Below are 20,923 nucleotides of genomic sequence, written 5' to 3' on the forward strand. Positions count from 1 at the left end.
CTTGTTATTCATCTTTTGGATACTCAATGGTTTTGTAGCTGACGACTTTATTGTTTACCATCACTTGATAGTACCCTTTTTGACCGGGTTCAATCTTTAGTTCGATCGTCCGTTCAGTCGGCTCTTTTATCTTAAATTCTTCATAAGTGTCAGAGATGCTGTGATCCGCATCGTCAATTGCGATTTGCACTTCAACCTCGTCCCCTTCATTTTCTGGCTCGTAGGGGATCTGAACCTTTTCTTTCACTGTTTTCGCAGGTTTTTTCTCAGGTCCGAGAGAGAATGTCACTTCAACTTCGTTTCCCGGCTTTACTGCCGTTCCTGCTGCTGGTTTTTGTTTAACAACCTGTCCTTCTGGAACGTCATCCGAGTATGCTTCTTTTTCTATCAGCTTCAGCCCGTTGTCTTCCAGATATCCAGACGCTGCTTCTTTACTGTAAGTTTTCAAGTCTCTAAGCGTAATGTCTTCGGGTCCGATACTGACTGTGAGCTTGACTTGATCTTCACTCGGCACAAGCTCAGTCCCTGCTGACGGATTCTGGTCAATGACAGTGCCCGCGTTTTTCTCGTCATTCACTTCACTCACCGTTACATGTTTAAACCCCTGGTCCTTTAACGCTTTTTTTGCCTGATCGACCGTTTGGCCTGTCACATCACCGATCTCCGTTTTTGCTTTTCCGGTGCTCTTATAAAGAGTGACCGTTGCTCCTTCTTTGACTGTGGAATCCGCTTTAGGATCCGTTTTTACCATCAGGCCCTCGTCAATTTTCTCATCCGAGATTTCCAAAACCTCGGAATCAACCTGCAAACCTTCTTTTTCCAAAAGGCCTGCCGCCTTTTCGTATTCCATTCCGGAGACATCAGGTATTTTGACATCTTTAGGCATAAAAAGCGATGGGAAAACAGTGACAGCGAGAATTCCAGCCGTGATGAAAACGATGCATATCGTGAGCAAAACCCACGGCCACTTTTTTCTTTTGCCGTTTTTCTTTGTTTTATTCTCTTGGGCGGATGTCAATTCAGCTTCTTTTTCGCCAGCAGCTTTAGCGAGCTCTTCATCTTTAATGATAGGAATCGCTTTTGTCATTTCTTCATCTTCTTGAATGGTAAATCTCTTTTCATTGAGTCTGTCGGCGTCAAAAGCTGTTTGTATGTCTGCTTCCATGTCTTCAGCCGTTTCGTAGCGATGAAAAGGATCTTTGGCAGTTGCCTTTAGTATGATGTTTTCAACGCTTTGGGGTACTGACGGATTCCACCTTCTCGCCGAAGGAGTTTCCGCCTGAAGATGCTTTAAGGCGATGCTGACTGCCGATTCTCCATCAAACGGGATACGGCCGGTTAAAAGCTCAAATAAAACGATTCCAAGCGCATAAATATCCGATTTTTTTGTCGCCAAACCGCCCCGCGCCTGTTCAGGTGATAAGTAATGCACTGAGCCCAGGACAGAATTGGTATGGGTGATTGTGGTCGAACTCAGTGCCGTCGCAATTCCGAAATCCGTCACTTTGATATTTCCCATGTGGTCAATCAAAATGTTATGCGGCTTAATGTCTCTGTGAACAATCTGATTTTGGTGGGCATGAGCGATGGCTGAGACAATTTGCTCCATGATGTTCAGCGCTTCTTTAGGGTGAAGCGGCCCGTTTGCTGTTATGTATTCTTTGAGCGTCATGCCCTCAACGTATTCCATGACAATATAATAAATATCGCCTTCCTCGCCCAAATCGTAAATGCTGACAATATTCGGGTGATCAAGGCTTGATGCGGATTGGGCTTCTCTGCGGAAACGCCTGATAAACTCATTGTCATTCGCATAGTCAAACCGAAGGATTTTGATTGCGACTTCACGGTCTAGAATGATATCCTCAGCTAAATACACGTTGGCCATTCCCCCGCCGCCTATAACGCGGAGAATTTGGTAACGCCCGCTGATCCGCTTGCCGATTAGCACTGATCTTCACCCTCTTCAACATGTAAAGCAAGCTCAAGCAAAACTGCTGTAATGTTGTCTTCTCCGCCATTCTGATTGGCTTTGTCCACAAGCAGGTTTACTTTTTCCTGAGGAGCTGAATCGCTTTGCAGGATGTCTTTTAATTCAGTGCCTTCCACTTTATTCGTCAGTCCGTCAGAGCATAGAAGCAGTTTGTCCCCGGCTTCAATGTCAAAGGAACGTGTATCAATGCTGACTGACTGGTCTGTTCCAAGTGCCTTCGTCAACACATTTTTTCGCGGATGATGTTCGGCGTCTTCTCTGGAGATCTCTCCAGTGCGAACCAGTTCATTTACAAGCGAATGATCTTCTGTCACTTGAATGAAATCATCGTCCTGAAGCAAATAGCATCTGCTGTCACCTATATGGGCAACAGAAACCGTTTTCCCTGTAAAAAGCGCACATACAATCGTCGTCCCCATACCTTGGCATTCTTCGTGGGCCTGGGCGTGATCGTATATTTTGCTGTTTACCGCAAGAATCTGTTCAATAAGCCACTCTTCACATTCCGAGGGCGCAACTGGAATCGTTTCTGCCTCATTCCATTTTTCCCCCATGGCTTTCACAGCCATCTTGCTTGCAACATCTCCAGCAAGATGGCCGCCCATGCCATCAGCGACAACCGCTAATACAAATTCATCTTTCCCCTTGAATATTCCCGCATCATCTTCATTATGCTGGCGGATTTTCCCTGTATCTGTTTTTAAGGCTGTTAACAACCCTCATCACCTCGTCTCGTCTTGACGCTCCTTCGCGCGAAGCTGACCGCAGGCTGCGTCAATGTCATGTCCTTGCTCTCTTCGGATTGTGACATTTACTCCGCGGGATTTCAGCGTTTTCTCAAAAGCAAAAATCTGATCACGTGGTGTACGCACATAGTCCCGTTCAGGAACGTAGTTTACCGGAATCAAGTTTACGTGGCATTTGACTCCTTCCAGCAAGTCGGCAAGTTCTTCAGCGTGCTCGACCTGGTCGTTTACGCCGCCGAACAGACCGTATTCAAAGCTGATACGGCGTCCCGTTTTATTAATATAATATTTAACGGCTTCCATTAAATCAGGCAGTTTATACGCTCTGTTAATCGGCATCAAACGGCTTCTGATTTCTGTATTCGGCGCGTGCAGAGAAATTGCAAAGTTAATCTGCATTTTCTGATCAGCGAATTCGTAAATTTTCGGGATGATGCCGCTTGTAGAAACCGTAATATGACGAGCACCAATATTCAGGCCCTTGTCATGGTTAATGATTTTCAAGAAAGCAAGCATTTCATTAAAGTTATCAAAAGGTTCACCAATTCCCATGATCACCACAGAGCTGACACGTTCATCCGTTTCATCCAGAGCCTTTTGAACTTTGAGTACTTGAGCGACAATTTCACCCGCTTCAAGGTTTCGTTTCAAACCTCCGAGTGTTGACGCGCAGAACGTACAGCCAATACGGCAGCCGACTTGTGTCGTTACACATACAGAATTGCCATACTCGTGTCTCATTAAAACGGTTTCGATTGTATAACCGTCATGCAGCTCGAACAAAAACTTCATCGTACCGTCTTGAGAGGTTTGTTTAACAGCCGTTTTCAGCGTCGTCATCTCAAAATGAGCGCTTAATTTCTCACGCAGATCCTTTGACAAGTTTGTCATTTCTTCAAAAGAAGACACGCGTTTTTCATATAGCCATTCAAAGATCTGTGCCGCGCGGAACGGTTTCTCTCCGTTGTCTGTCAGCCATTGTTTGATTTCATCTAATTCAAAAGAATAAATAGACGGGCGCTCTGTCCGCAATTCTTTTCTTACTTTTGTTTTTTTAAGTTCTGCCATTACTTATCCCTTCTTTCTCATGCTGCAAATAAAGAAACCATCTGTTCCGAAATAATGAGGAAGGATTTGCACCCTTCCATCCCGAACAAAGGGTCTCGCCTTTTCGGGCAGCCGCTTTTCAAGAGACAAATCGGGTTCAAAATCAGGATGTTCTTGTATAAACGCATGTATTACTTCTTCATTTTCTGTCCGGTCCATTGTACACGTACTGTAGACAAGAGTGCCACCTTTTTTTACTAATGGTGCGATTTCCCTCAAGATCGACAGCTGGATTTCAGCAAGCCGCGCGCTGTCATCAGGTTTTTTCGTGTATTTCATGTCCGGCTTTCTTCGGATGACACCAAAACCTGAGCACGGGGCATCGACCAATATCCGGTCAAACTGTCCATTTTCAAACGTTTCGCCTGCTTTTCTCGCATCCATCGTTTTCGCCTCAATGATTGTAAGGCCAAGCCGATCTGCAGCTTCTTTGATCAGCTTCACTTTATGCTTGTGAAGATCAAGCGATGTAACGCTTCCCTTGTTCTCCATCAATTCTCCGATATGAGCCGACTTTCCTCCAGGCGCGGCACACGCGTCAAGCACCGTTTCACCGGGCTTAGGATCAAGGGCGCGGGCGACGAGCATGGAGCTCTCATCCTGAATGGAAACTTCACCGTTTTGGAAGAAATGAGTTCCAGCGATTGATCCCTTTAAGAGCTTCACAGCGTCTTCAGCCAGATCGCCTTTTTCAACTTCGATTCCCTCAGCAGCCATTTGATTAAGCAAATCCGCTCTGTCTATTTTCATTTGATTGACCCGCAGTGTCTGCTTCGGCGGAATGAGGTGGATGCGGCAAATCTTTTCAGCCGCATCAAATCCATATGCATCCGCCCACTCTTTCACAAGCCATTCCGGATGGCTTGTCTCTGTCGCCAGCCGGCGGACAGGATCTTCGATAGCGTCAAAGGATGGAACACCTTCGCGCTGAATGGAACGAAGCACGCCGTTGACAAATGAAGCAATGCCTTTGTGTCCGCGGATTTTAGCAATTTCGACCGCTTCATGAATGGCCGCCCTCTCTGGAATCTTCTCCAAATACTCCATTTGATACAAGGATAGGCGAAGAAGCTGAATCACCCACGGCTTTACTTTTTGAGGCTTATTAATAAACGGTTTGAGCATATAATCGAGCGCGATCTTGTTTTGCAATGTACCGTAGACAAGTTCAGTCAAAAGCCCTCTGTCCTGATCACTCAGTTCATTTGATTTAATGACCGATTTCAGTAGCAGGTTGCTGTATGCCTGGTTTTGTTCCAGTTTGATCAGCGCCTCTAGGGCGATATCACGAACACTATTTTTTTTCATTGTTTACTCCTAACATATCGCCGGCCTCAGCATGAGCGCCGCGCACAAAGTCCTCGCCTTTCATGCGTTTTTTGCCGGCCGGCTGAAGTTCGGTTAATAACAGGGCCGTATCGTTACCTGTGGCAACGATAATCCCTTCCTTTTCAACCGAAACGACTGTGCCGGGCTCAGCTTTTGTTTGTGCGGGTGTTTTTTTCGACGCCCACACTTTCAAGTTTTGTCCATTAAGAGTCGTATAGGCAACAGGCCAAGGGTTTAAGCCGCGGACTTGGTTGTAAAGCTCTTCACCCGTTCTAGACCAGTCGATCAGCTCTTGCTCTCTTTTGATGTTAGGCGCGTATGTCGCTTTCTCTTCATCCTGCTTTTCAGGTGATATGCTGCCGGCAATGACGTTTGGAACTGTTTCAGACAATAGCTTCGCGCCAGCTACGCTTAATTTATCGTGCAGCGTTCCGACATTATCGGTTTCTTCAATGTCCACTTCCACTTTTGAGATCATATCGCCGGCATCCAATTTTTCTACCATATACATAATGGTAACACCGGTTTTTTTCTTTCCCTGCAGAATGGAATAATGGATCGGAGCCCCCCCGCGCAGTTCCGGTAAAAGTGACGCGTGAACGTTAATGCAGCCGTATTTCGGGCTGTCGAGAAGCTCCTTAGGCAAAATTTGTCCGAATGCTGCCGTTACAATAAGGTCAGGCTTTAATGCCAGCACTTTCTCAATTTCTTCTTTCAATCTGACTTTTTCCGGCTGAAGAACCGGGATGCCGTGACGCAATGCCTCTTCCTTTACCGGAGGAGGTGTCAGCACTTTTTTTCTGCCCTTCGGACGGTCCGGCTGTGTGACGACCCCCACTACTTCATAACCATCCTCTATCAGGGTTCTTAAAACAGGAACTGAAAAATCCGGCGTCCCCATAAATACGATCCTCGTCATCAAATCATCCTTCCATATCCGCTAGTTCATCTTCTGTATAGTATTTGCTTATTTTAGATGTAAACAGCACACCGTCTAAGTGGTCCATTTCGTGCTGCACGGCTCTCGCTAAAAAGCCTCGCGCTTCCAGAATGAACGGTTTTCCCTGACGGTTAAACGCACGCACTTTGACATAATCGGCACGTGTGACATCACCATAGACGCCAGGAAAGCTCAGGCATCCTTCAATTCCGGTTTGCTCACCGCTTTTTTCTAAAATCTCAGGATTAACGAGATCAATTCTGCCGCTGTCATCTCCGATATCTACGACAGCCACTCTTTTTAAAATGCCGATCTGCGGCGCTGCCAGTCCGACTCCATCCATTTCAAGCATGGTGTCGTACATATCATCAAGCAGCTTTTTTACCTTTTTATCAAAAACAGTCACGGTTTCCGCAGGTGTTTCCAACACCTCCGCAGGATGTGTGACAACCTTTTTCACTACCAATTTGTTACCCTCCAAGACGTGAGATCTTACATCATCATATAAGGATTCATATCAATTGAAATCATTACATGCTTTTGTTCAATTTCGCGTTTATAATGTTCCAGTATCTTCTTCAACAAAGCGGATAACTGGGTTTCCTGTTTGTATTTTATCACGCATTGATAGCGATATCTATCTTTGATCCTGGCTATCGGCGACGCGCTTGGCCCGAGAATTTTCGTGTCAGCTCCGCAGTTTGCTTTCAAAAAGTGAGCGATTTTTTCAGCAGTAACAGCTGCTTTCGCCACTTCCTCATGAGAAACAGTCACAAGAGCCAAAAAGTAATAGGGCGGATAGGATTGCTCTCTTCTGTGCGCCATTTCGTGCTGATAGAACGTTTCATAATCGTGCGTCTTCGTCAGCTGGATGCTGTAATGGGACGGTGTGTACGTTTGAATGATGACATGGCCGGGTTTTTCATGCCTGCCTGCCCGGCCGCTGACTTGCGTTAACAGCTGAAATGTTTTTTCGGCCGATCTGAAATCAGGAATATGAAGTGTGGTATCGGCACTTAACACTCCGACAAGTGTGACATTCGGAAAATCAAGCCCTTTCGCGATCATTTGCGTTCCGAGAAGAATATCCGCTTTTCCTTCTCCAAAAGCTGACAATAATTTTTCATGGGCGCCTTTCCGCGATGTCGTGTCAACATCCATCCGAATCACTCTCGCATTTGGCAGAACTTTTGTCAGCTCTTCCTCCACCCGCTGTGTTCCCGTTCCGAAAAAACGAATATGCTCGCTTGTGCATTCGGGACAAGTATGCGGAACAGGCTCCTCATGTCCGCAATAATGGCATTTCAGCCTTTGGCCGTAACGATGGTACGTCATGGAAATGTCGCAGTGAGGGCATTGCGGGACATATCCGCAATCCCTGCACATCACAAAGGAAGAATAGCCCCTTTTATTTAAAAAAAGCACGGCCTGCTCACCCTTGGCAATCGTTTCTTCAAGCTTTTCCATCAATTCAATTGAAAACATCGAGCGATTCCCGTTTCGGAGCTCCTCTCTCATATCGACAAGGGAAACCTCAGGCATCACCTGGCGGTTAACGCGATGCTTCAGCGAAAGAAGCTCGTACACACCCTTTTGCGCCCGTGCATATGACTCTAATGTTGGCGTAGCACTGCCTAACACAACAGGACAGCTGTGATGCTCAGCCCGCTTGATTGCCACCTCTTTCGCATGATAGCGCGGCATTTCTTCTTGTTTATAAGAGGATTCATGCTCTTCATCGATGATAATCATGCCGAGATTTTCAAATGGAGCAAAAATAGCTGATCTGGCGCCGACGACAAGCCGCACTTCCTTCCGGTGGATTTTGCGCCACTCGTCATATTTTTCCCCTGTGGATAATCCGCTGTGCATGACTGCAACCTGAGAGCCGAAACGGCCCTTGAAGCGATTGACCATCTGCGGCGTCAGCGAGATTTCCGGTACGAGGACGATGGCTTCTTTTCCTTTCGCCAGTACTTTTTCAATCGATTGCAGATAAATTTCTGTTTTTCCGCTTCCTGTCACGCCGTGAAGAAGGAACACTTTATGCTCATCGTTGTCCAAGGTCTGACGTATTGGCTCAAAGGCAGCGCTCTGTTCGTCTGTCAGCGGGAGCGGTTCTGTTTTTTTGAACATTTTGTCCTGATAGGGATCTCTGTAAACCTCTTCATAGCTTTCCTTCAAAAGCCCCTTTTGGATCAGGGTTTTGATGGTCGCAGAGCTCGCATCCGTTTTGTTGCACAATTCCGCCGCAGGGATTTTCACCCCTTCCGGCTCAGCGATGAAAAAGTGAAGAATTGCCTGCTGCTTTGCTGCTTGGCGGGATAATCCCTCAGCCTGCTTGGCAAGCTCTTCTTTACTCGCATTTGCCTGAATGTGCCTGACCATTTTTTTATTGGCTTTTTGCGCGACTTTATACGTCACGTCAATGCTGCCTTTTTGAACATGCTTTTGAATCATTTTCAGCGTATCGTGATCGGGTATATCCGAATACAGCAGAGTCTTTGTTTCAGAAAACAGCCGTTCCACTTGAGGCGGAAGATCGGCGCTGTCTGCGATTTTTAATTCTTTCTCATATTTCGCCTTTAATGCAGCAGGCAGCATCGCTTGAAGCGCTGTTATTTTAAAAGACAGCGTTTTGTCGGACAGCCATGATGACAGATTCATAAGCTCCTCTGTCAAAACAGGTGTAAGATCTAATAAATCCTCTACTTTTTTAACAGACTTCCCCGAGAGATCAGATGCTTCTTTGACAGCTGTCACAAATCCTTGAATTTTACGGGGGCCAAACGGAACAATGACCCGCATGCCCGTTTTGATCATGCCCTTGAGATGGTCTGGGATTTTGTAATCAAAAGGCCTGTCTATATTTTTGGTGCTGACATCAACGATGACTTCGGCAAAATTCATGGACGCTCTCCGGTTTGTGTTAAGAGGGCTGCGATCTCCTGAAGGATTTCAAAAGAAACATCGAGCTTAGACATCATCGGCAGCTCGCGTTTGCGCCCGTCTTTGAAGAAGATTGTCACGATATTCGTATCAGCACCAAAACCGGCCCCATTTGCTTTCACGTCATTTGCCACAATCATATCAAGATTTTTGGCGGTGAGCTTTTTACGGGCATAGTGTTCAACGTCTTGTGTTTCAGCGGCAAATCCGACCAATAGCTGCTCCTGCTTTTTCTCGCCCAATTCTTTCAAAATATCAACCGTTCTTTTTAATTCAAGGGTCATCCCGCCGTCTTGTTTTTTCATTTTATGGTCAAACACTGTTTTCGGCGTAAAATCGGCTACTGCAGCTGTTTTGATGACAATATCGCTTGCGTCATACACAGAGAGCACCGCTTCGCGCATATCCGCAGCCGATTGAACAGGGATAAACTGAGAAAGGCCTTTCGGCAGTTCCAGCGAAACAGGGCCAGAGATTAAGGTTACCTGTGCGCCGAGCTGGACAGCAGCCTCCGCTAATGCATATCCCATTTTGCCCGTTGATTTATTTGTGAAAAATCGGACAGGATCAACCGCTTCCCTTGTCGGACCAGCTGTAATGACCACACGTTTGCCCTCCAAAGGAGCGATTTTTTCGTCAGCAAAATACTTTTCGGCTAGCTTCACGATATTTTCAGGCTCTTCCAATCTGCCTTTTCCTACATAACCGCATGCTAAATAGCCCTCGCTCGGCTCAATAAAACGAAAACCATCCTGATAAAGAACAGAAATATTTCGTTTGACTGCCGGGTGGTCGTACATGTGAACGTTCATCGCCGGCGCGATCCAAACGGGAGCCGTTGCTGCTAACAATGTTGTCGTCAGCATATCATCAGCAATGCCGTTTGCCAGTTTTCCAATCACATTAGCCGTAGCCGGCGCCACGATAACCAAGTCGGCCCAGTCTGCGGCATCAATATGAGATATGACGCTTGGATTTTGTTCTTTAAATGTATCTGTATAGACTTCATGGCGGCTCAATGCCTGAAATGTCAGCGGTGAGACGAACCGACATGCTGATTCAGTCATAATCACTTTGACATTTGCACCTGCCTGAACCAGCTTACTCGTTAACGCACAGGCTTTATAAACAGCGATGCCTCCGCTCACGCAAAGTAACACATTTCGATTGTTAAGCAATGACTTCTCCCCCTCTGCACTTTACAAAAACCGCACGGAAAAAAATAACAACCTACATGATATAGGTTGCTACTTGTGCTACTATTCGCGGTCTTCCTTTTCAAACGAAAGCAGGCCTGCATCAATTTCTTCTAAAGCTTTGCCTACATATTTGTGTGAAATCGTATGTTCAATCATTTGGTCTTTTTTGATTTGCATTTCTCGGGCACGTCTCGCAGAAACAGTCACGAGCGTGTATTTGGAATCTAATTTATTCATTAAAGAATCAATTGACGGATCTAACATTGGTTATTCAACCTCCAGCATTTTCTTATATCTTGGCGCAACGCGCTCGCGCTTCAAATGTTCAGCGAGAACGATTGCTTTGATTTTATCGCAAGCCGTTTCGACATTATCGTTTTCAACGACATAATCATAAGCATCCATCATTTCGATCTCAGCTTTTGCGGCTTTCATTCGATTTTCAATCAGAGCGTCTGTTTCCGTTCCTCTTGTCACGATTCTGTTCTTCAGTTCAGAAAGGCTTGGAGGCGCAAGGAAAATAAACAGGCCTTCCGGGAAAGCATTTCTCACTTGAAGAGCGCCTTGAACTTCGATTTCTAAAAAGACGTCTTTTCCTTCTTGAAGCGTCTGTTCAACATAATCGACAGGCGTGCCGTAGTAATTGCCGACATACTCTGCCCATTCAAGCAGCTTGTTGTCTGCAATCATTTGCTCGAATTCATCTCTCGTTTTGAAAAAATAATCGACTCCGTTCACTTCGCCCTCTCGCGGACTTCTTGTGGTTACTGAAATCGAATATTCAAATTTTGTGTCTTCCTGCGAAAAAATCGCTTGCCGAACCGTTCCTTTACCAACTCCTGAGGGACCTGAGAGAACGATTAATAACCCTCTTTCTTTCATGCGGCAATTATCCCTGCCCTTCATCCATAATTTCTTCTTTAACAGAAAGTCTGTGTGCAACTGTCTCAGGCTGGACGGCAGATAAGATAATGTGATCACTATCCATGACGACAACTGCACGGGTTCTTCGCCCGTATGTAGCGTCAATTAGCATTCCGCGGTCTCTTGCATCCTGGATCATTCGTTTGATTGGCGCAGACTCCGGGCTGACAATCGAAATCATCCGATTGGCGGAGATAATATTGCCAAATCCGATATTAATCAGTTTAATCGTCATCTTCTACGTTCCCCCTGTAAAATAGACGTCTCTAGTTTAGCCTAGTAAGACCGTCTGTAAACAATACGCACAGTCACTATTCTATATTTTGCACTTGTTCTTTTATTTTTTCAATAGAACTTTTCATTTCGACGACAAGCTTTGTGATCTGATGATCATTTGCTTTTGAGCCGATTGTATTTGCTTCCCGATTCAGCTCCTGAACGAGAAAGTCGAGTTTGCGCCCGACAGCTCCGCCTCCAGCTAATATATCACGAAACTGGGCGAAGTGGCTCTTCAGCCTGGTAATCTCTTCAGTGATATCAGAGCGGTCTGCAAAAATAGCGCATTCTGTTACAAGCCGGCTCTCGTCTAACACGTCTTCAGTCCATTCTTTTATTCTGGCGTACAGCCGTTCCCGGTAACGAGATACGACATCCGCTGCCAGCAATTCAGTCTCTTTCACCAGCTCTTCAAGCTGATCAATGTGCAGCAGGCAGTCTTTTGCTAAAAGCAGCCCCTCTTTTTCACGCATTTCACAGAGCCCTTTTACCGCTTCCTCTGCAGCAGCGGTGATTAACGCCTCCAGCTTGTCATTTTGCGTCTGTTCTTCATGAATCTGAACGACATGGTCAAGCTTGAAGAAATCCATTACATCAGGCTCTGCAGACAATTGATACCGCTTCTTCATATCTCTCGCAGCTGCGACAAACTCATCGAGCAGCGGCCAATCAATTTCAAGCCTTTTCTCAACAAGCATATCGCTGTCAACGGATACGAAAAGTTCAATTCTTCCGCGATGGATATGCTGCAGAATGGTCTGTTTCAGCTTATCTTCAAAATATAGCAAAGGCCTTGGCAAACGAGCGTTCACTTCTTTAAATCTGTAGTTCACAGATTTAAGTTCAACGCTTACAGAGAGATCATCTTGTGTTTTGCTTGCACTGCCGAAGCCTGTCATACTTCGTATCATTTTAAAACACCCAATTCTTCCCTGTTCTATAATAAAAGGGCAATAGACATGCTATTACCCCTAAGATTATATCATATGAATTTATTTTTTTCTTGTCAAAAGTGACCCAGCCAGCAAAAAAGTAGGAATGGCGGACATGCCAATGACGAGCATCCAGTCTCCCGGCGTGATGGCAACTGTATGGAAAATCGGCTGAAGCGGCGGATAGTAGATCACGACCAGCATCAGCAAAATTGATGACAATACTGCGCCAATTAAGTACAGATTTTCAAACGGATTTCTGGAAAAAACAGAGGTCTCGCTGCGACAGTCAAAAACGTGAATAAGCTGAGCCAGAACCAATGTGGCAAACGCGATCGTCTGGGCATAAGCCAAATTCTCCGGATTCCGGTGATACACAATGATAAACGCTAAAATGGTGGCAGCTCCGATCAAAAATCCTCTGGAGACGACCTTCCATCCAAGCTTGCGGGCAAACACTCCTTCTTTCGGATGACGCGGCTTCCGCTTCATCACGTCTCCTTCCGGCTGATCCATGCCGAGCGCCATTGCCGGCAATCCGTCGGTCACCAAGTTGACCCACAAAATCTGAATCGGCACGAGCGGCAAAGGAAGGGCAAGCAGCATCGCAAACAGCATGACAAGAATTTCTCCGACGTTAGAAGCCAACAGGTATCTGATAAACTTTCTGATATTTTCATAGATGTTTCTGCCCTCTTTTATCGCTGATTTGATCGTCGCAAAATTATCATCCACGAGAACAAGGGATGACGCTTCTTTGGCCACATCTGTCCCGGTAATGCCCATAGAGACTCCAATGTCAGCCTGTTTAATGGCTGGGGCGTCATTGACGCCGTCTCCCGTCATCGCCACAATATGCCCGTTCTCCTGGTAGGCTTTCACGATTTTCAGTTTGTGCTCTGGAGAAACGCGGGCAAATACATACACATCCTCCACTACATGAGAAAGCTCTTCTTGAGAAAGTTCATTCAGCATCTTGCCATCCATGATTTTGCCGCTTTTCGGGAGGAGGCGCAAGTCTTTCGCTATCGCTTTAGCAGTCTCCACATGATCGCCTGTAATCATGACGGTCTTAATTCCCGCTTCACGGCATTCTTTAATCGCCTGTCTGACTTCCGGCCGCGGCGGATCGATAATGCCCGAAAGACCGAGCATCGTCAAATCTTTTTCCGCCTGCTCCATAGACGGTGTTTCACCTGCTTTTAGCGGCCTGTAGGCAACCGCTATCGTTCTGAGCGCCTGGGATGCCAACTGTCTTAATACCGCCTCTGTTTCTGCTTTTCTCTCATTTGAGAAAAGCGCCGCTGAGCCGTCATAAAAAATACGGGAAGAGCGCTGCATCAGCACATCCGGTGCACCTTTTGTAATGATATACCGCTTTCTGTCCTGATCCTCGACAATGACAGTCATCATTTTCCGGGCAGAATCAAACGGAAACTCTTCAATCATCCGGTAATGAGATTCAACAAACTCCTTTGAAAAACCGCCTTTTCTTGCCGCGGTGAGCAGCGCTCCCTCTGTTGGATCTCCGTCAAGCACATATTCGCCGTCTCTTTTTTCAATATTGGAGTTGTTACAAAGCGCTCCGAACAGCAGCATCTGCTGAAGCGGCGGATGCTCATTCACACTGATCTCTTTTTCGTTCAGTGTGAAGCTTCCTTTCGGTTCATAGCCGGCCCCTGTTACTCTCCATGTTTTTCCTCCGGACCAGACATGTGTCACCGTCATTTTGTTTTGCGTCATTGTCCCGGTTTTATCTGAACAAATGATAGACGCACACCCAAGCGTCTCAACCGCGGGAAGCTTTCGTACGATTGATTTTTGCTTAATCATCCGCTGTACGCCTAGCGACAGCGCCACTGTCACAATCGCCGGGAGCCCCTCTGGAATTGCGGCGACTGCTAACGACACACCCGCTAAAAACATGCTGTACAGATCGTGCCCCTGAATGACACCGACAGCAACGACAAGTACGGTCAAAAGCAAGGCAACAACAATTAAAATCTTCCCGAGCTGCTCAAGTCTTCTTTGCAGCGGGGTTGACAGTGTCCCTGCTGATTCAAGCATGTCGGCAATTTTCCCCATTGCCGTATTCATTCCTGTGCCGACAACGACCCCGACACCGCTGCCGCGGGTCACAATGGTTCCCATAAATGCCATATTCGTAATATCACCGAGGGAAACATCCGGTTTTTTCAATTTATCTGCATGCTTCACAACCGGGATTGATTCCCCGGTCAGCGCTGATTCTTCTATTTCAAGGCTTTTCGCTTCAACAATTCGAACGTCCGCGCCAATCCTGTCCCCGCTTGTAAATTTCACAATATCACCCGGCACAAGTTCCTTAGAAGGAATCTTTGTCCAGCTTCCTTCCCTGAGCGCCATGACATGCGGTGTTGAAAGCTCTTTTAAAGCCTGAAGAGATTGCTCAGCACGCCTTTCTTGAAAGAAACCGAGTATGCCATTCACCAACACAATCGCAATAATCGCAACCGCGTCTACATATTCACCAAGAAATCCTGAGATTAACGTTGCCGCCAGAAGCACAAGCACCATAAAATCTTTGAACTGCGCCAAAAACAAGAGAAGCGCTGATGTTTTTTTCCCTTCTTGCAGTTCGTTTGGTCCATGCTTGTCGAGGCGTTTTTTCACCTCTTTTTCAGTTAATCCTTGTTTCATGGACGTATTGGTTGCCTCTAGTAAATCTGTTTGTCCCATTTCATGAAACTTCATTCCGCTCGTCCACTCCCCTGCTCTCTTATAGAGATATCACTCTATAAGCATGCTTATTCTGACTCGTCCCATTTCATGCTATAATTATCGAATGCAGGAAGAATGAGAGGGTGTATTGCATATGTCGTTTGATGGCATGTTTACATACGGAATGACACACGAACTTAATGAGAAAATGATGGGCGGGCGAATTACGAAAGTCCATCAGCCATATAAGCACGATGTGATTTTTCACATCCGTGCTAATGGAAAAAACCAAAAACTATTACTATCCGCTCACCCGAGCTATTCACGGGTGCACATCACGACGCAAGCTTATGAAAACCCAAGCGAACCGCCAATGTTTTGCATGCTGCTGAGAAAGCATATCGAAGGCGGATTCATTGAGAATATTGAACAAGCGGGCTTAGACCGCATTATGATTTTTCATATCAAAAGCCGGAACGAAATTGGCGATGAAACCGTTCGAAAGCTTTATGTAGAAATTATGGGCCGCCACAGCAATATCATTTTGACAGACGGAGCAGAAAATGTGATCATCGACGGACTTAAGCATTTATCGCCGTCAATGAACAGCTACCGTACCGTACTGCCCGGCTACGATTATAAGCTTCCGCCGGCCCAGGACAAAATCTCGCCGCTTGAGGCGACAGAAGACGATATTTTACGTCATCTCAGTTTTCAAGAAGGACGGCTGGACAAACAAATTGTCGACCACTTTTCAGGTGTGTCCCCGCTCTTTGCTAAAGAAGCGGTTCACAGAGCGGGGCTTGTCAACAAAGTCACACTGCCAAAAGCGCTGCTGGAGCTGTTTACGGAAGTAAAAGAACACCGCTTCATTCCCAACATTACAACTGTAAACGGAAAGGAATATTTTTATCTGCTGGAGCTGACTCATCTAAAAGGTGAAGCGCGCCGGTTTGATTCATTAAGCGAGCTGCTCGACCGTTTTTATTTCGGAAAAGCTGAACGAGACCGGGTTAAGCAGCAAGCTCAGGATCTTGAACGGTTTGTTGTCAATGAACGGAAGAAGAATGCCAACAAAATCAAAAAATTAGAGAAAACACTGGAGTATTCGGAAAACGCGAAGGAATTTCAGCTATACGGGGAGCTTTTAACTGCTAATTTATACATGCTGAAAAAAGGTGATAAACAGGCTGAGGTCATCAACTATTACGATGAAGAAAGTCCGACAATCACGATACCGTTAAACCCGAACAAATCGCCTTCTGAAAACGCACAGGCCTACTTCACGAAGTATCAGAAAGCGAAAAATTCAGTCGCAGTTGTCGAAGAGCAAATCAGGCTGGCACAGGAGGAGATCGAATACTTTGATCAGCTGATTCAGCAGCTTTCGTCCGCTTCTCCTCGAGATATCAGCGAAATCAGGGAGGAGCTCGTGGAGGGCAAATATTTACGCCCTAAGCAGCAAAAAGGACAGAGAAAACAAAAACCGCACAACCCGGTTTTAGAAACATATGAATCCTCTTCGGGCTTAACGATTTTAGTGGGTAAAAACAACCGCCAAAATGAATATTTAACGACAAGAGCGGCAGCCAGAGACGATATTTGGCTTCACACGAAGGATATTCCAGGCTCCCACGTTGTGATCAGAAGCAGCGAACCGGATGAGCAAACAATCATTGAAGCCGCTACAATTGCAGCTTATTTTTCAAAAGCTAAAGATTCAAGTTCAGTTCCTGTAGATTATACAAAAATCAGACATGTCAAAAAACCGAACGGTGCGAAGCCTGGCTTCGTCACCTACGACAGCCAGCATACCGTTTTTGTCACACCTGATGCTGATACTGTCATCAAGCTGAAAAAAAGCTGAGCCGCATAAAGAAAAGCCAGAGCATTGTATGCTCTGGCTTATTTCTTTCGTCTTACATGATAAAGCCTGTCAACTTCAGCGACAAAGTCGCCGTCAATCAGCTCATCCACTTTTTCAGACAGTTCCTTTGTATGCTTTGGACTGGCTCCGTTTGTAGAAACAGACACCGTAACATGCCCTCTTTTTACGATTTTCGGTATGTACACGTTGCCAAGCTCAGCGTCACTGACACAATTGACAAGCTGAAAAGGTGAAGCGGTTTGAGCAATTTCTTTGTTTACTGCCGCATTATCTGTCGCGGCAATAATCAAAAAAGCATCGAGACAATCTTCTTTTTCAATCGTGCGGCTGATCCATCTGATGCGGCGATTGTCTGCCATTTGCTTGATTTCCGGTTCAACATCCGGACTGACAAGCGTAATATCAGCTCCCTCAGAAAGCACCGTTTTCAGCCTTCTGAGAGCAATGCTGCCGCCCCCCGCAATGACAACCTTTTTCTTTTCCAAGCTAATGTGCAGCGGAAGCATATGAACCTCCGTCAAAATCAAATTGACCATCAGGGTTTGCGGCGGTTTCTCTCACACGGTTTAAAAATGCGTTTTTCACATGGGGGTGGAAACCGATATAGGAAGAGAGGTAGACATTCGGATTTTCAGCTTTTAATTTCTGAACCTCTCGTTCTATTTCATTCATCAGCATACCGGTAAAGAGCAAATAGGGAACAATAAAGGTTGTCATGCCGTCATCTTTTTTAAGCTCTGAAAAAATCTCTTTGTAATTCGGGCCGCATGCTGTCAAAAAGCACGGGATGACTTCCTTGACCGGAAGCATATTTTGAAGAAGACTGGCAATACCGGTTACGTCTCTTTTTACATCGGGATCTGAACTTCCCCTTCCGATGAGCACGACTCTGGCATTTTCATACGGAACACCTATGTCTTTCATTCGGTGATATACTGCTTTGACTACTTCTTCGTCAATCCCGATCGGCTTTCCGTATGAAATGCGGACTGAAGGATATCGCGATGCTGCACGCGCAATTTCTTCCGGAATATCATGTTTTGCATGCGCAGCTGTTAAAAGAAGCAGAGGCACCACTGCGATATGAGTGGCGCCTTGCTTCACACATGCTTCAAACCCTGTCTCAATTGTCGGCTCCTGAAGCTCCAAAAAGCTGATTTCCTGTACAGGCGCAGAGACGTGCGCCTTGCATCCTTCCAAAAAGGCTGCGGCTTCTTGCTGCGCCTTTTTTACCCGGCTGCCGTGACCGACATATAAAATCGCTTGTTTCATTTTTACAACGCCTCGCTTAAATCTTGTTTTTTCAGTTCAGATTCAAACCAATCCAGCTTATAGTGATAATTTACAACATTTCCAATGACAATTAAACTCGGATTTTTAATATCTTCTTTTATCACCGTTTCTGAAAGGGTTTCAACTGTACAAAAAACAGATTTTTGCTTGTCCGTTGTTCCCCAGTGAATAAAGGCTGCCGGCGTAGAACCGTTCCGGCCGTTTTCAAGGAGTTTTCTTTCAATCTGCTGCACGTTTTTGATACCCATATAGATGACAAGTGTATCAATTCCTGTAGCCAGCGCTTTCCACTTTTCCTCAAAATCTTCTTCTTTTTTATAATGACCCGTTACAAAAGCGACGTTAGAGCCCGCATCCCGATGAGTAACAGGAATCCCGGCATAAGCGGCTGCCGCGATTCCTGACGTAATGCCAGGGATGATTTCAAACGGAATTCCGTTTTCAGAGAGGCATTCCGCTTCTTCCCCTCCTCTGCCGAACACAAATGGGTCTCCGCCCTTCAGTCTGACAACGGTTTTCCCTTTTTGTGCATACTTCACAAGAAATCGATTGATGGTTTCTTGTTTCATCGTATGAAAATCTGGAAGCTTCCCGCAGTAGATCAGGTCTGCTTGCTCTTTGGCATATTGTAAAATCTCTTTATTTACTAATCTGTCATATAAGATGACATCAGCTTTTTCAATGGCTTTCAGCGCTTTAATTGTCAGCAGATCAGGGTCTCCGGGACCCGCTCCTACAATATATACTTTCCCCATCGTATTTCCCCCGATCTATTCGAGTTCTTCCAGAACATTCGCTGTGATGTTGTTCTCGCTTGCATTTCAACATCTGAGAAGAACACAGCAGATCATATTTAGCTCAATTTTTGTTTGACAAACTCGATCAGCTGGTTTTTACACTCTTCACGGTCATGCTGTCCTGAATCAAGAACGAGCTCCGGTGCTTCCGGCTCTTCATAAGGAGAATCAATTCCTGTAAAGAACGGAATTTCCCCGTTTCTTGCTTTTTTGTAGAGCCCTTTCGGATCTCTTTGTTCACAAATATCGAGGTCGCATTTAATGTATACCTCATTGAATTCGCCTGCTTCCACAAGCTGGCGAACCTGTTCTCTGTCCTCGCGAAAAGGAGAGATAAAAGCAGTAATCACAATGGTGCCCTGCTGAACAAAAAGCTTTGCCACCTCTCCGATTCGGCGGATGTTTTCTTTTCGGTCTTCATCAGAAAAACCAAGGTCCTTATTTAAGCCGTGACGGATATTATCCCCGTCCAGCACAATCACTTGGTAGCCCTGCTCAAACAATTCTCTCGCAGCTGCATTGGCAATCGTTGATTTACCTGAACCGCTTAACCCTGTCAGCCAGAGAATGGAGCTTTTGTGCTTGTTTTTTTGCTGATACTCTTCTTTTGTAATAGAGGCTTCATGCCATACGATATCGCGATTTGTCACTGCCAGTCCTCCTTAAGATACGCCTGCTTTTTCTTTTTTCTTCATACCTCTGATTAACACTTCTACGACTTCTGCCCGGCTGAATTCTGCAGGAGGCAGCACACCGTCTCTCAGCATGCCTCTTACCTTAGTGCCTGATAAGATGACGTGATGCTCTCTGCCATGAGGGCAAGTTTTCGCTGTTCCCATATTCCCGCATTTTTCGCAGAAGAAGCTGTGCTCGAATTTCAGCGGTGTAATTCCGAGTTCTTCAGGTTTAAATGTGTCAAACAGCTCCTGTGCCTCGTATGTTCCGTAATAGTCACCTACACCTGCGTGATCGCGGCCGACGATAAAATGCGTGCAGCCGTAGTTTTTTCTGACAAGAGCGTGGAAAATCGCTTCTCTCGGTCCTGCATAACGCATCGCCGCTAAGAAGACGCCAAGGAACACGCGGTCTTTCGGATAGTAATTGTCAAGAAGCACTTGGTAGCTTTCCATCCGCACATCAGCTGGGATGTCATCAGATTTTGTTTCGCCTACCAGCGGGTTTAAGAACAAGCCGTCTACTGTTTCAAGAGCCGTTTTTTGAATGTATTCATGCGCTCTGTGAACAGGATTTCTTGTTTGGAAACCGACAATGGTTTCCCAGCCATTTTCCGCAAACTGGCGTCTTGTTTCTGCCGGTTCAAACGTAAACTCAGGGAACTGTTTTGAAGCTTTTTTAATCAATGTGATCGGTCCGCCGACATATGTATCGCCGCGGCTGAACAGCTTTTTAACACCCGGATGCTCCTGCTCATCCGTTTTGTACACATTGACAGCTTCTTTTTGTTTGTCAGGCACGTACAGGTCTTCGATTTGGATCACGCCGTATGTTTCTCCTTCATACGTTAGCTTTACCGTTTCACCGACTGACAGTTCCGCTGCTTTTTGCGCATCGACCGGAAGTGTGATTGGAAGGGACCAGACAACGCCGGAAGAAAGACGCATGTTTTCGACAACAGATACGTAATCTTTTTCATTAAAGAAGCCTTCGATCGGGCTGTATGCGCCAATTCCGATTAATTCCAAATCCGCGAAAGAAATTAAATCAAGTTCAATTTCTTTTTGAATGCTGCTCACATCATATGATTCATCTACTCTGTTTACTAATGTTCCTCCGTGTGGTGCTAAGCTCATAATATCCATTTCCTCCTAGTTAACATATAAAATAACTCA

19 protein-coding genes are annotated in these 20,923 nt (G+C 45.7%); 1 reads left to right on the plus strand and 18 read right to left on the minus strand.

Features of this window, described 5'->3' with window-relative positions; genetic code table 11:
• Positions 1–4: 4 nt before the first annotated feature.
• The 13 genes from prkC to BSI_RS11315 form a co-directional block, all read right to left on the minus strand.
• Complete coding sequence (gene prkC / locus BSI_RS11375; protein ID WP_003238609.1) at positions 5–1,951, minus strand: serine/threonine protein kinase PrkC; 1,947 nt, start codon at positions 1,949–1,951, stop codon at positions 5–7.
• A complete protein-coding gene (prpC, locus tag BSI_RS11370; RefSeq protein ID WP_003238611.1) occupies positions 1,945–2,709 on the minus strand; it encodes a protein-serine/threonine phosphatase PrpC in 765 nt (254 codons plus the stop codon). Before prpC ends, prkC begins: the two co-directional genes overlap by 7 nt.
• 6 nt (positions 2,710–2,715) lie before the next feature.
• On the minus strand, positions 2,716–3,807 hold the full coding sequence (rlmN, locus tag BSI_RS11365; protein ID WP_003238612.1) for a dual-specificity RNA methyltransferase RlmN: 1,092 nt from the start codon (positions 3,805–3,807) through the stop codon (positions 2,716–2,718).
• A gap of 3 nt (positions 3,808–3,810) precedes the next feature.
• Entirely contained in the window at positions 3,811–5,154 is a 1,344-nt protein-coding gene (rsmB, locus tag BSI_RS11360) for a 16S rRNA (cytosine(967)-C(5))-methyltransferase RsmB (protein WP_003238615.1), read from the minus strand.
• Positions 5,141–6,094 carry a methionyl-tRNA formyltransferase gene (fmt, locus tag BSI_RS11355; protein WP_003238617.1) on the minus strand — a complete coding sequence of 318 codons (954 nt, stop codon included), beginning with the start codon at positions 6,092–6,094 and terminating at the stop codon, positions 5,141–5,143. The genes rsmB and fmt overlap by 14 nt, the downstream gene beginning before the upstream one ends.
• A gap of 4 nt (positions 6,095–6,098) precedes the next feature.
• Entirely contained in the window at positions 6,099–6,581 is a 483-nt protein-coding gene (def, locus tag BSI_RS11350) for a peptide deformylase (RefSeq protein ID WP_003238619.1), read from the minus strand.
• Positions 6,582–6,607: 26 nt separating this feature from the next.
• Positions 6,608–9,025, minus strand: coding sequence for a primosomal protein N' (gene priA, locus BSI_RS11345; protein ID WP_003238621.1), 2,418 nt, complete (start codon positions 9,023–9,025; stop codon positions 6,608–6,610).
• Complete coding sequence (gene coaBC / locus BSI_RS11340) at positions 9,022–10,242, minus strand: bifunctional phosphopantothenoylcysteine decarboxylase/phosphopantothenate--cysteine ligase CoaBC (protein WP_032732057.1); 1,221 nt, start codon at positions 10,240–10,242, stop codon at positions 9,022–9,024. Before coaBC ends, priA begins: the two co-directional genes overlap by 4 nt.
• A gap of 81 nt (positions 10,243–10,323) precedes the next feature.
• On the minus strand, positions 10,324–10,527 hold the full coding sequence (rpoZ, locus tag BSI_RS11335) for a DNA-directed RNA polymerase subunit omega (protein WP_003221520.1): 204 nt from the start codon (positions 10,525–10,527) through the stop codon (positions 10,324–10,326).
• Positions 10,528–10,530: 3 nt separating this feature from the next.
• Entirely contained in the window at positions 10,531–11,145 is a 615-nt protein-coding gene (gmk, locus tag BSI_RS11330) for a guanylate kinase (RefSeq protein ID WP_003238626.1), read from the minus strand.
• 7 nt (positions 11,146–11,152) lie between these two features.
• Complete coding sequence (gene remA / locus BSI_RS11325; RefSeq protein ID WP_003154355.1) at positions 11,153–11,422, minus strand: extracellular matrix/biofilm regulator RemA; 270 nt, start codon at positions 11,420–11,422, stop codon at positions 11,153–11,155.
• 76 nt (positions 11,423–11,498) lie between these two features.
• The gene (locus tag BSI_RS11320; RefSeq protein ID WP_019258365.1) at positions 11,499–12,374 is read right to left on the minus strand and encodes a YicC/YloC family endoribonuclease; all 876 of its coding nucleotides are present in this window, start codon (positions 12,372–12,374) and stop codon (positions 11,499–11,501) included.
• A gap of 81 nt (positions 12,375–12,455) precedes the next feature.
• A complete protein-coding gene (locus BSI_RS11315) occupies positions 12,456–15,128 on the minus strand; it encodes a calcium-translocating P-type ATPase, SERCA-type (protein WP_003238630.1) in 2,673 nt (890 codons plus the stop codon).
• Positions 15,129–15,249: 121 nt separating this feature from the next.
• Between BSI_RS11315 and rqcH the strand changes: the two genes are divergently transcribed.
• Positions 15,250–16,962 (plus strand): tRNA modification protein RqcH, encoded by a 1,713-nt coding sequence (gene rqcH / locus BSI_RS11310; protein WP_003238633.1) that lies wholly within the window; start codon positions 15,250–15,252, stop codon positions 16,960–16,962.
• 38 nt (positions 16,963–17,000) lie between these two features.
• Here rqcH and sirC read toward each other — a convergent pair whose 3' ends face one another.
• From sirC to sat, 5 genes are all read right to left on the minus strand, one after another.
• Positions 17,001–17,489, minus strand: a complete 489-nt coding sequence (gene sirC / locus BSI_RS11305) for a precorrin-2 dehydrogenase (RefSeq protein WP_003238635.1) — start codon at positions 17,487–17,489, stop codon at positions 17,001–17,003.
• Positions 17,470–18,255: a sirohydrochlorin chelatase gene (gene sirB, locus BSI_RS11300; RefSeq protein ID WP_003238637.1), complete on the minus strand. Its 786-nt coding sequence runs from the start codon at positions 18,253–18,255 to the stop codon at positions 17,470–17,472. Before sirB ends, sirC begins: the two co-directional genes overlap by 20 nt.
• 2 nt (positions 18,256–18,257) lie before the next feature.
• Positions 18,258–19,031, minus strand: a complete 774-nt coding sequence (gene cobA / locus BSI_RS11295; protein WP_003238639.1) for a uroporphyrinogen-III C-methyltransferase — start codon at positions 19,029–19,031, stop codon at positions 18,258–18,260.
• Positions 19,032–19,129: 98 nt separating this feature from the next.
• Positions 19,130–19,723 (minus strand): adenylyl-sulfate kinase, encoded by a 594-nt coding sequence (cysC, locus tag BSI_RS11290; protein ID WP_003238641.1) that lies wholly within the window; start codon positions 19,721–19,723, stop codon positions 19,130–19,132.
• Positions 19,724–19,735: 12 nt separating this feature from the next.
• Complete coding sequence (sat, locus tag BSI_RS11285; protein ID WP_003238642.1) at positions 19,736–20,884, minus strand: sulfate adenylyltransferase; 1,149 nt, start codon at positions 20,882–20,884, stop codon at positions 19,736–19,738.
• Positions 20,885–20,923: the final 39 nt, after the last annotated feature.

The organism is Bacillus inaquosorum KCTC 13429, from assembly GCF_000332645.1.
Lineage (GTDB): Bacteria > Bacillota > Bacilli > Bacillales > Bacillaceae > Bacillus > Bacillus inaquosorum.

Coding starts and splice junctions, on each gene's coding strand:
- rlmN (WP_003238612.1), bottom strand. CDS start 3,807: ATGGCAGAACTTAAAAAAACAAAAGTAAGAAAAGAATTGCGGACAGAG.
- rsmB (WP_003238615.1), bottom strand. CDS start 5,154: ATGAAAAAAAATAGTGTTCGTGATATCGCCCTAGAGGCGCTGATCAAA.
- fmt (WP_003238617.1), bottom strand. CDS start 6,094: ATGACGAGGATCGTATTTATGGGGACGCCGGATTTTTCAGTTCCTGTT.
- priA (WP_003238621.1), bottom strand. CDS start 9,025: ATGAATTTTGCCGAAGTCATCGTTGATGTCAGCACCAAAAATATAGAC.
- rpoZ (WP_003221520.1), bottom strand. CDS start 10,527: ATGTTAGATCCGTCAATTGATTCTTTAATGAATAAATTAGATTCCAAA.
- gmk (WP_003238626.1), bottom strand. CDS start 11,145: ATGAAAGAAAGAGGGTTATTAATCGTTCTCTCAGGTCCCTCAGGAGTT.
- remA (WP_003154355.1), bottom strand. CDS start 11,422: ATGACGATTAAACTGATTAATATCGGATTTGGCAATATTATCTCCGCC.
- BSI_RS11320 (WP_019258365.1), bottom strand. CDS start 12,374: ATGATACGAAGTATGACAGGCTTCGGCAGTGCAAGCAAAACACAAGAT.
- BSI_RS11315 (WP_003238630.1), bottom strand. CDS start 15,128: ATGAAGTTTCATGAAATGGGACAAACAGATTTACTAGAGGCAACCAAT.
- rqcH (WP_003238633.1), top strand. CDS start 15,250: ATGTCGTTTGATGGCATGTTTACATACGGAATGACACACGAACTTAAT.
- sirC (WP_003238635.1), bottom strand. CDS start 17,489: ATGCTTCCGCTGCACATTAGCTTGGAAAAGAAAAAGGTTGTCATTGCG.
- sirB (WP_003238637.1), bottom strand. CDS start 18,255: ATGAAACAAGCGATTTTATATGTCGGTCACGGCAGCCGGGTAAAAAAG.
- cobA (WP_003238639.1), bottom strand. CDS start 19,031: ATGGGGAAAGTATATATTGTAGGAGCGGGTCCCGGAGACCCTGATCTG.
- sat (WP_003238642.1), bottom strand. CDS start 20,884: ATGAGCTTAGCACCACACGGAGGAACATTAGTAAACAGAGTAGATGAA.